This window comes from Vallitalea maricola, assembly GCF_036985595.1.
Classification (GTDB): domain Bacteria; phylum Bacillota; class Clostridia; order Lachnospirales; family Vallitaleaceae; genus Vallitalea; species Vallitalea maricola.
Genome location: NZ_BTPU01000050.1, coordinates 36,101 through 50,811, shown reverse-complemented (window position 1 = coordinate 50,811; position 14,711 = coordinate 36,101). Strand labels below are relative to the sequence as shown.

12 protein-coding genes are annotated in these 14,711 nt (G+C 29.9%); 1 reads left to right on the top strand and 11 read right to left on the bottom strand.

Going from position 1 to position 14,711, the window contains the following annotated elements:
- Positions 1 to 138 precede the first annotated feature (138 nt).
- From AACQ14_RS14760 to AACQ14_RS14710, 11 genes are all read right to left on the bottom strand, one after another.
- Positions 139 to 2,934 (bottom strand): hypothetical protein, encoded by a 2,796-nt coding sequence (locus tag AACQ14_RS14760; RefSeq protein WP_339364350.1) that lies wholly within the window; start codon positions 2,932 to 2,934, stop codon positions 139 to 141.
- Positions 2,935 to 3,129: 195 nt separating this feature from the next.
- Positions 3,130 to 4,944, bottom strand: coding sequence for a heme NO-binding domain-containing protein (locus AACQ14_RS14755; RefSeq protein WP_339364349.1), 1,815 nt, complete (start codon positions 4,942 to 4,944; stop codon positions 3,130 to 3,132).
- A 275-nt stretch (positions 4,945 to 5,219) separates the two neighbouring features.
- Entirely contained in the window at positions 5,220 to 5,714 is a 495-nt protein-coding gene (locus AACQ14_RS14750) for a hypothetical protein (protein WP_113672351.1), read from the bottom strand.
- A gap of 50 nt (positions 5,715 to 5,764) precedes the next feature.
- Complete coding sequence (locus AACQ14_RS14745) at positions 5,765 to 5,950, bottom strand: hypothetical protein (RefSeq protein WP_273322194.1); 186 nt, start codon at positions 5,948 to 5,950, stop codon at positions 5,765 to 5,767.
- Between the two features lie 528 nt (positions 5,951 to 6,478).
- Positions 6,479 to 7,708 (bottom strand): NAD(P)/FAD-dependent oxidoreductase, encoded by a 1,230-nt coding sequence (locus AACQ14_RS14740; RefSeq protein ID WP_339364348.1) that lies wholly within the window; start codon positions 7,706 to 7,708, stop codon positions 6,479 to 6,481.
- A gap of 65 nt (positions 7,709 to 7,773) precedes the next feature.
- Positions 7,774 to 7,905 carry a hypothetical protein gene (locus tag AACQ14_RS14735; protein ID WP_339364347.1) on the bottom strand — a complete coding sequence of 44 codons (132 nt, stop codon included), beginning with the start codon at positions 7,903 to 7,905 and terminating at the stop codon, positions 7,774 to 7,776.
- Between the two features lie 52 nt (positions 7,906 to 7,957).
- Positions 7,958 to 8,461, bottom strand: a complete 504-nt coding sequence (locus AACQ14_RS14730) for an ABC transporter permease (RefSeq protein ID WP_339364346.1) — start codon at positions 8,459 to 8,461, stop codon at positions 7,958 to 7,960.
- On the bottom strand, positions 8,410 to 8,565 hold the full coding sequence (locus tag AACQ14_RS14725) for a hypothetical protein (protein ID WP_339364345.1): 156 nt from the start codon (positions 8,563 to 8,565) through the stop codon (positions 8,410 to 8,412). The genes AACQ14_RS14730 and AACQ14_RS14725 overlap by 52 nt, the downstream gene beginning before the upstream one ends.
- Before the next feature lie 368 nt (positions 8,566 to 8,933).
- On the bottom strand, positions 8,934 to 10,454 hold the full coding sequence (locus tag AACQ14_RS14720) for a helix-turn-helix domain-containing protein (RefSeq protein ID WP_339364344.1): 1,521 nt from the start codon (positions 10,452 to 10,454) through the stop codon (positions 8,934 to 8,936).
- A 90-nt stretch (positions 10,455 to 10,544) separates the two neighbouring features.
- Positions 10,545 to 11,525 (bottom strand): WYL domain-containing protein, encoded by a 981-nt coding sequence (locus tag AACQ14_RS14715; protein ID WP_339364343.1) that lies wholly within the window; start codon positions 11,523 to 11,525, stop codon positions 10,545 to 10,547.
- 3 nt (positions 11,526 to 11,528) lie between these two features.
- A complete protein-coding gene (locus AACQ14_RS14710; RefSeq protein WP_339364342.1) occupies positions 11,529 to 12,782 on the bottom strand; it encodes a helix-turn-helix transcriptional regulator in 1,254 nt (417 codons plus the stop codon).
- Between the two features lie 149 nt (positions 12,783 to 12,931).
- On the opposite strand from AACQ14_RS14710, the gene AACQ14_RS14705 reads away from it, so the two are divergent.
- Positions 12,932 to 14,215 (top strand): RtcB family protein, encoded by a 1,284-nt coding sequence (locus tag AACQ14_RS14705; RefSeq protein ID WP_339364341.1) that lies wholly within the window; start codon positions 12,932 to 12,934, stop codon positions 14,213 to 14,215.
- Positions 14,216 to 14,711: the final 496 nt, after the last annotated feature.

Genomic DNA, 14,711 nt, shown 5'->3' with positions numbered 1-14,711 from the left:
TATATAATAGCAATAATTTATTAAAAATATGTTATTAATTATTTTACATTACTATTACTAAATATTAACAATTAGCTTTTACTTATCACAAATTGTTAAGTAAAAGCTAATAATTTATAATACTTTCTTTAATTTTGATTAATACTCAGGAACTATAACTTTTACATTTGCTCCCTCTTCCACAATTATTTCTTGCCATTTGCCCTTAGTTTCATAAGAATCCCCTTTAAATCTTATAACATTTCCATTTACTTCATAAGTAATCTTCTCTGCATCCTCTAAAGGTTTTAATCTCTTCTTGTTATTATCATATATTAATAGATGAGCACCATAATCAGTTCCATTGTATAATAAATAATAGTCTGCTTTTGTATTACTTTCATCAAACTCATAAACTTTATCTACAGACATTATTTCTAATGGTGCTGGTCCATCATAACAGATTAAGAAGTAAATATTATCTTTATGTATTGCTTGAATAGATGGATAAGTAATATTGGCCATTATTATGCTTTCTTTTCTTGAAGAATCGTATTTAACTAAGTATCCACTACAATCATAAAATAAATAGTCATCATCCCATTTAAAGTCTGAACCTTCAATAGTATCAATTATCTCAAATTTGATCAAATCAATAATATTTATATTATTATTTCCTTTTGAATCAATAGCTATATAGTTATTTGAAGCTTCGAACTGCAATCTTGAATTCTCAACTTTTAAAGATTCAGTCATTTTATTTTCAAGATTAATCCTATTTAATACATAATCATCAACTGGTCTAAAATACGCATAATCGCCTATTAATTCCAAGTCACTTACATAAGAATCATCGTATAGTGTTATGGTCGACCCACTATTGAAATTATAATAATATAAATATGATCTCTCTTCAAAACCTGTATATAAAACACCTTTATCTGAAATACTATACAATCTTACTGGGTCAGAGATAATTTCATTCCATTTATCCTTACCAAGGCTATATAGGGAGTTGGTTTCATATTCTTTAAAAACTTTATGGTTATCTGACATCTTATAATCACTTAACCGATAATTTCCATTAGTAGTCTCTAGTGGTACATATTCTGATTCTAAGACTTTGTGGTTAGTATCTTCCATAACATCTTCACATTCATATTCAGAATATATATTAACATATAACATATCGTCAACAATCATGTCGTTATATATTTCTGATTTATTTATATAATAAGGCTTAAAAATATGTTTATCTGTGTCAAATATGTAGGAACTATCCATATCAGTATATGTATATCCATAATCAGGGTTGTATCTAATCTCTTGTTCTGTTTTTACAGTATTCCACTCTTTATCAGTACGATCATAATAATATAAGATCTGGTATCCGATTATACCTATTCCTTTTTCATCATACCCCATTTTTAAATGGTTATTATACTGTTCTTCATAAGCATCTTCCCAAATCTCATCTGGAATGATTGTATCAAGTTTTCTTTTACCATCTTTATTTATTGTATATATAGCTTTTTCTTCTTTATTAATGTAAGTTATAGTTTTATTAACTGAATCAAATATTATATTGTTGAAGGACATTTTCTCACCTAGGAAATCACTATTAACAACTCTATTCTTATATTCTTCATCAATATAACAAATCTCATCATTTCCATCTAATCCAACATAGTAATCATCAATATTCATAAATCTAGTAACGCTATTATATGGTTTTTTTAGCATGTAACACACATCATATTCAGAATTACTTTTGACTATATCTCCTTTATCTAATAAAAAATAATTGACTCCATTATAGTTGCCATCTAACAATCTATATATTTTAATATTATTACTGTTATCAAAGATCCAATATCCTTCATTGATAATATAATGGTGTTCATACATTTTGTTATAACTAGTGTCTTGGTCTATTAGTACTGTATACGAATATAATTGAGAGTAATTATTATTTATAGGTATATCCGCCTCGTATAATTTATCATCTTTTTTAGCATAAAATTTCAATTGGCATTTTTCATCTCTTTCAAGATTATATTTAAATGAATCAATCTCTATCTTCCTGTCCAATTGAATCACATCTAATACAGCAAAAGATTTATTACATATAGCTACATAACGGTTATCCTCATTTTTATACTCAAGGAATATTGTGTTTGTACTTTCATAGATGTTAACTACATCATCTTTGAATCGTTGTCTTTTAACAAAAGTTATTCCATCTTTACCATAAGAATATGTATCAATGAATTTCTTATCTTCTTTATCATAGATTAAATAGAATGTTGTTATACCTGCCGATATCACCTTAAAATTACTTGCATCACTATAATTTTTGAATTTATAGTCAATCATTGATTTATTAAAATAATCAGTACAATCAAAACATATTTCCCCTAGCTTTTTATCATAGGATAATAATACGATATGTTCATCCCATCCTAGATAACCTGACTGTAAACTGTATTTACTATTGATTAAAATGCTCTCATCATCTTCTGCACCATCAAAATCATTACCGAATGAAAATATAGCCTGTTTTTTATCCCCTATTAATAATTGAAAAGAACAAACATAACTAGAATAATTCCAATCAATACCACCATGTTTCTTAATGACAACATCTTCTATTGTGAAATCATCAGGTAGAGTTACATTAGGAAAAATCATTTGTTCGTATAATTCATTAGTGATACTAAAATCATCCTCAGCAAAGTTTTTAGCATCAATGCTTAATTCTTGGTCGCTTATTCTTATTATGTGCTCAGGCTGTTCTTTTGAATCTGCATCATTAATATCTTCTTCATCTTGCTTACCTGAATCCATTGTTCCAGATTCTTCTGTAGTAGAGGTTGGTTTATCCTTAGTGGAACAACCTGTAATAAATATAGCTAGAACAGTAATTATCATTATAGTTGCATTTAATTTTTTCATTCTTTTAGTACATTCCTTTCGCCTTACTTAAATTATATTATGTATTAGCTTAAAATCATTTTGTCAAAATATATAATAACAGTAAGTTATTAAAATTATGTTGTATATTTTTTTAAATAATTATTAATAAATAAATCCCACTGGATTTTTTATGCCTATTACCAGTGGGATTTTATCATATAACTTATATTAATTTTATATTCTATACTGTGATATCTCATCCTTAAAGTCTAATGTCATTTCCTTGAAAGTGCTTATACTATCTGTTATACCTTTTATATGTACAGTATAATCTGTTACATTAGCACTAACTTCTTCTGCTGAAGCTGAGTTTTCTTCTGCAATAGCTGCTAATGATTCTATGTTTTGGAACACTTTTGACATTGAGTTAGCTTCATTTTCTAGTCTTTTTGATGTATCTATCATTTTTTCTGCAACCGTATTGATATTGACATTAGCTACACTGGAAGCTTCAACCGCTTGACCTAGACTGGAGTTTTCTTTAACCAACACATTATACTGTGAAGCCACATCTTCTACTAGTATTTCTATTTCATTAACAAACTCACTAAGGTTATTCTTTATCTTTTCAACTGCATCATTAGTCTCCTCTGAAAGATTTCTTACTTCATCAGCTACCACTGCAAAACCTTTACCAGCTTCACCAGCTCTAGCAGCTTCTATTGATGCATTAAGTGCAAGAAGATTAGTTTGACCAGATATTGCTGATACGATTGAAACAATTTCTGTAATCTGCTCAGCTTTGGTTTTTAACCTTAATCCATTCTCTTGTACTTGTTTGAAACGGTCTAATAACATATTAATCTCTGTAGCTGTCGATTCTACCTCTTTGAAGCTGTTGTCTATTTGGTCTACAGAACCTTCTAATTCACTTTTATTATTCTGTTCTTCACCAGCGATATTATTGATTTGGTCAACATTATCATTCAAAGTATATATAGAATGTTCGGTTTCTTCAGCTTGGCTTACCGCCGCTGTTGCTAACTGTTCAACTACATCTGATATTTCATCTGAAGTATTTCCCATTTTTTCAGCAAATTTTGAAATACTATTAGTGAATGTGTTCATTTCATCTACTAATCCTTTAAAACCAACAAAGTCTCTTCTTATATTAGTTTTATAAGTATTAATTTCATTGAATATTTCTTCGAATTGGTCTTTTGTCTCTATTCTAGTCAATACAGTATAATCTTTATTACTGAAATTCTTAACTTCTTTTATAATCTCTTTATAAGGTCTATATAGCATTTTCGATGATAAATAAACCGAAAAAAGGCTGATTGCAATTATACTGACAGTGGTTAAAACATGTGATTCACGTACATTAAAAAATATTAACACTAATTGTAGAAATAATCCACTTAGTATAGCAGTTAATATAGATATTTTTAGATGTACATCTTTTATAAATCCTAATGATAAAATCTTATTTAAAATATATGATTTCCTGTATTGCATATCTTCTTGGAAAGTCAATTTCAATTTTAGTTGATTTTCGTTCTTCTCAATCTGTTCTATTTCTATTTGTTCATTGAAGTATTCTGCTGCACCTTCAATTAATCCCATAAAATAATCAAACATACCTCTATGAGAATTATAAGTAAAAATAACTTCTCTCCTGGATATTGCCTTGAACTGCAATTTTGGTGGTTTTGCACCTTTTATTCTTTTCATGACAACACTATGTACATCATCCATAGATTTTAGAAAATGATATAGATTATCATGATGGAAAAATCCTGGATAATCTTGCTGGAAAGTTTTAATGTTGTCCTTTCCTATTGTTCTCCATAACTTATCTTTACTAACATTGACTTTTGAAGCTATAGTAGAAAAAAGCTTAAACACCCTTGTGTCTTCCACATCCTCCAATGGTGAAAACGTTTGATTAGCTTTCCATCCTAGACTTTCTAAAGCTTCATTGATTATATTTTCTGAATACTGTTTTCTACACGTTTTTATCCATGTTGATACGACTGTTCCTTTCACTCATTTTCACCTCTCACTCTATATTTATCAATATTGAAAGTTGTTTGTAAAAATTTCCATATAGTTAATTTTATAACATATTTAGACAAATTACAATATAATCTTAATATTATTTTTATATGTGAGATATTATTTTACATTTTAACTAATTTATATCATATACTATTATAAAATGTTATTGAGATTACTAACAACCTCTCACCATAACTTCAAAATTCATAAGATGTAACAAGGTGGAGTGTTATTTGGATTAGATCATCGAATACCTTACTTTTTTATTTATAATAATCATTATATAATATCACCCAATTTACTCCTTTATCTTTATCAGCATCAAAATTATCAAATTTTATATATAGCTGTCCTTTTTTAACCCATGCTTTATATTCTAAAACCTTGTCTCCTTCAAGAGGGGTTAGTATTATTTTGTTAATAAGATTAGGTGTAAAGCTGATTTTATGGCTTAGAACTGGAAATATGTAAACACCATCTATGAATTTATGATCACCAAGATATTCTTTTCCTATTACCTGTTTGGTATCAGCTATGTCTTCCAGCATATTTGACATTAGTTTAGTCCGCTCTTTTTCTATAAAATTACGCAAATATTTTTTTATGGTAGTATAGGAGATAATAGAGAAAAGAGCAACCAGTAGACTTATTATAACAAAAAATGAACTGTATATGAATTTGATTGCATCATATATGACATTGATTTCTCCATACATCTTATTTATCAGTTCACCACTAATCATATTTAATATAAACATAAAAATCCCCCTTGTCCTTATAATATATTAAGAAACAAAAGGGATTAGAACTATAGATTATCAAAGGCTTTGCTCCTTATCTCATCTATACATGTCTTATTCAATTTTATATAATCTTCGTTACTTCTAAGATGCAAGTCCTTCTTAAGCTCTCTATCATCATTATCTATAAAACCACTATTAGGACCATGACATCTTACAGCTTCTCTGGTCTTTTTATCATATATAAGAAACATTTATTCACCTTCTATTAGCTTGTTTCCTATATTTTCGCCAAAAATATGATAATCTAATCAATTATGGTTCGTATTAGAAGCAATAATGAATCGAGTATATAATGATTTACCTTGCACCAGCTAAGATAACTGCTTGCCAGGCTATGATATAGGACCATAATCCAACAGTTAATTACCCAAGTTGATGGTTCGTTCAACCATATATAATACTATACCAGCAATATATAACCTCTCGGCTATATATAACCAATATAAGCACTATATATGATTATTGCTCGGCACTATATGATTATACCTAGCCTCATTACAATCAAATAAATTCGACTATAATAAAACTATTGTTAACCACATAAAACCTTCCTTCCGACAGTATATAAGCTTGTACCTATATACTATCTTCAGTTGAATTGAATATACCTATATAAAGCATATTCAATTCTTAGCTCAACCATTATATACTCGATAATATTATAATGACCATTTAGCTTCTAATATATATTAGAAATTATTTCAAATAATTCTATTTCATTACCTTCCAAATTTGAATAAATCTAATTCTGGTCTTTTATTGTTAAGATATAAATCTTTTATCAACTGTCCACAAAGAATGCCGTTAACAATACCATTAGAACCATATGCTAAAGCAAAATAGGTATTAGGCATCTGAGGATATTCTCCTATATATGGCAAACCATCTTTAGTTACACCAAATAGACCACTGAATTTATATTCAACCTCAATATCTTTTATATCTGGGAAAAATGCTTTGAGTTTTTCTAGGAGGATATCATATTTCTTAATAGAAACCGTATCTTCATTAGTTAGGTTTGACATCTTACTACTCTCTTTACCTACTTTCTCATCTTCTCCACCTATTATGATTCTATTATCAGCTGTAGTCCTCAGATATATATAAGGATCATTATCATCTCTGAATATGCAGGTATTATGCCAGCCATGAAATTCTTTTATAGGTTTTGTAACAAGGTTGAATGTTCTTGTTAAACTTACTACATCTTCTTTTATATACTTCTTGCTTTCATATCCTGCTGCCATAATGACGTTCTTTGCTTTTATGCTAAAATCGTTTGGAGTCCCTAATAATACATGGTCATCTTGGCACTTTATCTTATTGATTTCTGTGTTCTCATATATAGTAAGTCCATTTTTTACTGCTTCTTTTATTAGGGCATTAGTAAATTTGTATGGATTAATCAATGCCCCTCCTGATTTTGAATATACTCCTGCTTCAAGCGAAAAAGAAAACATATCTTTTGCACTATTCTTGTCTAGAAACTCAACATCAAATCCGTATTTTTTTCTAATATCAAATTCTTGTTTTAATGGGGCAATATGTGAGGCATTGGATGTATAATATAAGCATTCCTTCAACTGGAAGTCACAATTATCTTCTAATGTGTCAACTATATCTCTTATATCATAAACTGCTTTTTCACTGAGTTTAAAACATTCTACAGCCTGTTTTTCACCAATCATATGTGATAATCCCCATAGGTCAGTATCAACTTCATATTGCAATATGGCTGTTGATGCTCTCGTACTTCCATAACCGATGATGTTCTTATCCACTAAAACGGTATTTATACCTTCTTTAGTCAGATAGTAAGCAATAATTGCTCCTGTTACTCCACCACCGATTATAAGAGCATCACATTCAATAATTTCACTTAGATATGGGTATTTATTAGGTACTTTAGTTAGATTAGTCCAAATCATGTCACCTGCTACTAATTTCATAGTCTCATCTCCACAAAATATACTTTTTCTAACTCTATTATCTTCATAATGTTTTTTAATTATACCTACCCATCAATCCTTTTTCGTTTATATATCATGATGAAACCTGCAAAAGATATTATAATCCAAACTAATAGCACTAAGATATTCTGCTGACCTACAGAAAATATGTTTTCGTTATTTAACATCTTGTCCATCAATGATTGAGAATGATATGTAGGTAATAGTTTTGCTATATGTAATAATGTCTTATTGGCTACACCTAGAGTAGGAATAAAATAGAATAAGCATACTATTAGTTCCTGATGACATAACATTTTTGGATAGAATTCCAATTATGGCACCTATCAATATCATGATAGTTGATATAAAAAATGCTATTACAATATACATTGGCAAAAATTTATTAGGTGCTTGAATAATAAGGAATATACCTATATTAGTAATACCTACAAGGAGCCAAGTAACAATTGCTTTTCCAACTAGAAATTCTACTGGTGATACTGTTGAAAGCATAAGGGTTCTTAAGGTATTCTTCTCTTTTTCTTCAGCTATAAGCATTGCCATAGTCATTGGTGTAATCAATGCAGAATTCATGATGAATATTATTAATAATACTTGCATCCTAACCTCTTCTTTTGGTCCCATCATGCTAAAAAATATTGCACCTACCAAAGGTATCAGACTAACTACAAATACATTTACATTTCTAAAATCATATCCATCATGGTTAATGCTATTTCTTCTGTACATATAATAGCGATGCTTTGTCCTTTATCTAATGTAAAATATATATCATCAATCAATGTTGTATTTTTATCTTCTTTGGATACTCCTTCAAACTTTAATATATTCATATGTATTTAATTCCTCCTTGGTTAGGATAAACCACCACTTATTATATATGTAAATTGAAAGAAAATCAAAGAAAACTATAGTAATATTGTCAGATAAGTCAGAAAAAATGTTTTATTCGGACTTGGTTTTCGCAAAATAGTATGTGTATATGTTACGCCAGCAAATTGCTCGTCCTGAGCAAATAGCTGGATTCGGCGTCCATGCCTCATTACTCCACATATACACATACTATTTTGCTAATAAGTAATCTTCAATGTTATCACAAAACACTTTTTCTTCTATATGGAATTACTCTTGGCTATGTAAAAAAATCCTAATTTACCGCATGATAAGTGATAAATTAGGATTGTTTACTTGACATAATATTTTACTTGAGTTTAGTTAATATCTGTTTTAATATTGTACAAGCTTTTGCGTCGTATTCTTTAGCTTTATTAATTAAAGGTACTATTTGTTTTCTTACGTCTGGCTTGGCGAATATTCTTGTTGCTTGTTCGTCTTGCATGAAACCGCCTCTGACTTCGTTCATTTTGAAGGCACATTGTGCCTCTTCTCTAAACATTTTTGCTGCTTGTTGGCATTCATCAGCTATGATTTCATTGTTGTTGCCGACCCAGCTTATATAACAAGCCGCATATGATCTTCCTTCACCGACCATAACTTGTGCATCTCCTTGACACATTATACGTTCAAAGAGTAATGGTAGTATAGCATCATTTGGAAATTCATTATCATCTGATATTGCATTAGCCCATGCATCATAAGCAGATTGACCTCCTGCATACTCAATTTTTTTATCGCTGTCAGTACTTTCAAAGCATATTTTTTCTGTGGTCATTATTTTGATAGCATCTTCTATTATATCTTTTGCATCCACTGGTTGGTTTTGTTCTTCACCAACAGCCATGACAGCTATTGTGGCTGGATTCTCCCACCAAGTATTACATATGAAATATCCTGATTCGTGAATCTTTATATCTTTTCTGAATTCCCTGTTTTCTTGGAAACAGTTCCATCCTAATAATGTTTCACCATTGTTTTGGTATCCTGTTATAAGACAAGCTTCTGGTGGTCCTATGATACCTAAAGCGATAACAGGTCTTCCCTCGTCTATTTCAGATTTTATGAATTCAATAAAGTCTTCTTTACCCACATTCTCTCTTTTAAGTATTTTATAGGTTCTGCCAGCCGCTTTAAATGCTCTTTTGAAAGCTTCATATTTATCTTCATATATATTCATGATGTCTACATTTCCACCATCCCAATAATTGATATTCCATCTTAATCGGAACGCCGCTCCCGATGTAGCCATTATATAAGAATAGTCTATTTCTTGCCCCATATAGTTAAGACATGCTTTTAATGCTGTAGGAAAAGGTGTACATTCTTCAAATGAATAGGCTACCTTAGGAACCCCATATAATATACAACTATTGTCAGTCTTTTCACGATTTTTCATTATATTTTCAACCTCCAGAATTGAATTCGATAAAAGTATATCTTCATTCTCTTCTAATATGACAGGCGCATACATCCCCATTAGAAATCTGTATCTTCCTACCTTACAGCCTCTTGTTCTAAATTCAGATGGAGTTATCTTAGTACACCTTTTGAAAGCTCTAGTAAAAGTATCATAATTATTAAAAGTATATTCACCAGAAATATCTAGAAGGCTTTTATTGGTATGAATGATTTCAAATGCTGCATTAGCAATTCGTCTCGTCAAAATATACCTAGATAAGGATATATCTGTACATTCTTTGAACGTTTCTCTTATATGACGGTATGAAAACCCTATAGTCCTCTCTAGGCGAGAGTAATCTATCTCCTCTTTGAGTCTTGCTTCAATGTATGTTGCTGTTGACCATATAAAAAAAGAATAATCCATAGTTTTATCTCCTCTATATTAATTCTTCCGGAAGTAAATTTATTATATCATTAAATATATAGTAATACTCGACATTTTTGACCTTATATATTATTCATTAAATAATCTTTTCTGCCTATTAATCCTATCTACTACTTTCTGTTTAAATCCTTCTGGTCCTACCACTTTTAGGATTGGTCCGTATGATAACAGCTGTATCAATAATTCTGATTCGTCAAAGTCATAATAATATATTTTAACTCTGCAAGTATTTGTTTCTTCGTCATATTCTGAATTTCTTTCATAGTTTGAAAGATGGACAAATACTCGTTCAAAGCCATTTCTTTCATTGTTTAAAATGATTTCTATTGGTTCGGGCATTTTATGATTGTATATGTACTCAGATATACTCGATGGATACCTGGCTGGTTCTATAATCTCTGCCCTAATTATCCTTGCCACATTAATCTTGCTATGATATACTATCTTACCTCTATTGATTAAAACTGAGTTCAGACGAAATTTATCATCTTTAGCTGAGTATTCTATTCTGTATCCTGCATAACTTGCACTTCTTCTTACACCTTCTGAATTCAAGTATGTTATATTAAGGCATTTCTTATTATTAACTGCATATAATAATTTTCTAAAATTATTAATGTAATCAATATCATCATAAGGGTCTCCGTCTTTTGCTTGACCTATGTAGATTATTGTATCTTGGTCAAACAATTCTTCTACATCTGCTAATTGTTCCTTTAATACATTTAATTCTTCTTCGTCTAAAAACAACTGTATTCTCTTATCCATCAATAATGTTTTTATCCATCTTAACTCCAGTGTAGTCAATAAAACCGATGGTTCCTTATCTAATATAGATTGGTAACCTTCTTTATTCTTGCTTAATAGATTATAACTATCTTCATCATCGTTTATAATTCGAGGAGCTAGTGTCAGTAAAGTGTCTCCAAAACCTTGATCCCTTATCAAATCATAAATATACTCCACTGAAACGGTTTTATCCTGAGCTTCATTTAATATTTCACTTATCAATCTATAATATTTTCCGTATACTTCACTAAACAGACTCATTCCCTAACCCCCATACATTTCATACATGGCATCAATATCTCTTAAGAATCTTTTTTCTACAATTTCATTAGAACATTTAAATGATATCATTCTTCCTATTAATGTTCTTAGCCAAGGCACCATTTCATTGACATCGTTGACTTCTATTGAATAGATATATGTATTTTCACTTACCTTCTCTATAGTACCATGTTTGCCTTCTCTATGAAGTCTTTTCAATATGTATTCTTCATTATCAGCTATAATCAATGTTACCTCTAATTTTTCTAAGTTTTTTCCATTAAATATAGTAACACCCCAGCTTTTTTCTGAACGCTCCAATAGATTTTTCACATGTGATTCATAGCTATCATCTATATCTCCAATTACTACTTCTTTTATATTATCGATTCTGTATGTTCCATATCGCTTATATTTATTGTTATAAGCAGCTAGATACCTTCTGCCGCTACTCAAATTATCTAATATTTTTAAAGGTAGGAGTTTTACTTTTATATTGCTATTTCTTCTATAGGTACTTACGAACTCAATATTTCTATGTTCACGAATAGCCATTAGGATATTAAGTAATATTTCATCGTCTAGTGTATGAGCTAAATGAATATGACGAAATGAAAATATAGGTTTGTTTACAATAGAATTATCTACTCTATTACGAATAAAATTCCCTAGAACTCCAACTGGAAATACATTTTGATAATAACCACAGATGTGAAGTAGTTTATCAATTGTGTCTTTTGATAATGAAGCAATTCCTTGTCTATTAATATGGTAATGTAATGTCCTTCCTTTTTTAACACTATGTAAAAATCCTATTCCTGTAAGCTCTTTCAGTTTATTTCTTATAGTCATATTATCGGGTATCTTGATATCATCAAATATACTTAGATAATCGTTAACTATAATATCCGTAATTTCATTTAATGTCAGTCTTTCATCTATACTTAAAATATCCAAGATAATAAAATGTAACATTATATCATTTTTGGTAAATGTCTTTGTCATCCAAGTTATAAAAAGAGGATTTTCTTCTAGATCAACGGTATCAGCTGTTATATATAATTTTTTGCCTCTAACTGAATTATCATGTCCTATATAACCAGATAAATAATTTTCTATCCTTCTTCTCTCATTATCGTAACTCCGTCCACTTCTTGATTCAAAGTCATTACGACATTTATAACCATATATATGAAAATCCCTTAGATAATCTCGTATCTTCTCATAATTCTTTATTAACTCGTTGAACCCAGCCATATATATCACCTTCATTCTTACTCTACTAAAATCACTATCTGCATTGTGATAAACTTCTATCCTATAAATACTATCATTACAGAAAAGTCATGTCAATTTTAAGTTCGCAACTTTTTTTTAATGATAAATAATCAGCTGGATGGTAACATATGGTTCATGAGGATGAGATATACATAATTGATAAGGGCGTGAAAAAAATGTTTGTAATTTATAATAAAGAAAAAAATAGAATACCTATAAAAATATGGGTTGAAGATAAAAGTAAAATCGAAAATGAATGTATGGCACAAGCTACGAATTTATCTAATCTACCTTTTTTACATAAATGGGTTTGCCTAATGCCTGATACACATACTGGAAAAGGAATGCCCATAGGTGGAGTAATAGCAGCTGAGAATGTAATAATACCTAATGCTGTAGGAGTTGATATTGGTTGTGGTATGGCTTTTATCCAAACTAATATCCCTGTAAGATTATTAAAAGAAACCAAAACACCTAATGGTACATTACTTCAAGGCATCATAGGTGATATTCTTAGAAATATACCAGTTGGGTTTTCCCATCATACCAGTCGACAAGAGTGTAAAATATTAGATGATGCTATTAAGAATCTTGGTATATATCAGGATGCAAAAGATCTTATTCCAGAACTTGAAGATGGATATTACCAAATACGTACTCTTGGTGGTGGCAATCATTTTATTGAACTACAAGAAGATGAACAAGGATTGGTATGTATAATGCTTCATACTGGCAGTCGTCATTTTGGCTATAAAATATGTGATTATTATCATAAGTTAGCAAGAGAATTAAACACTAGATGGTTCTCTTCGGTACCTGATGAATATAGATTAGCATTTCTACCTGTAAATACCAAGGAAGGTCAAGATTATATTAATTGGATGAGTCTAGCCTTAGGTTTTGCTAGTGAAAATAGAAGTCAGATACTTGATAATGTCATTAATATAGTAAACAAATGGGTTAAGAAACATTGTGATTTCAATACTGATTATACTGATTTGATTAATTGTCATCATAACTATGCTGCCATTGAACATCATTATGGTAAGAATGTCTGGGTACATAGAAAAGGTGCAATACGTGTAAGAGAAAATGAACTTGGCATTATTCCAGGTGCAATGGGCTCTTATAGTTATATTGTAAAAGGCAAAGGTAATCCTGAAAGCTTTCATTCTTGTTCTCATGGTGCTGGACGATTGATGTCCAGAAAGAAAGCAATGGAAACCTTTGGAGTTGATGAAGTAATCAATGACCTGAAAGCAAGCGAAGTAATAATTGGTAAAAGATCCAAGAAAGATATACCTGAAGAATCAAAGTTCGCTTATAAAGATATAGATACTGTAATTAATAATGAACTTGATTTGATAGAACCAATAAAAAAGCTGAAAACTATTGGTGTAGTAAAAGGTTAATTATTGGAAGTTTTATCTTCCTTAATTATAAATTGTATTTTCTTCTATGCTAAGACTTTTAATGTCTTGTGGTGCCTAAGAATTCTCTGAAGGTATGCCGAAGTGATACGGATAAAAGAGGTTAAGTACCTCAATTATGCTCAAGTTAGAGCACTAACTGGTTAAAACATTAAAAAGTAATGTTTGGGGTTCGAATCCCCAAGATTATGCAACCTTTATAGTTGCCCAAAAATATTATTGATTTAATCTGATTCCCCTGCACAAGAGAACTAATATAATAATCTTGATTCTTGAGATTATTTATAACGGTTTTCAAGTGCAACAAATCAAGTGCTTTGAGATCACTGGGATACCGTTTGGATTAGAATATATCCAAGGTATAATGAAATTCATCTTAGTCTAACATAATGTACCTCATTATATCCCCGATATACTATAGTCTTTACTTAACAGTAATCCCGCACTTGATTTGCAGGAATCGGACTTATTAACCAAG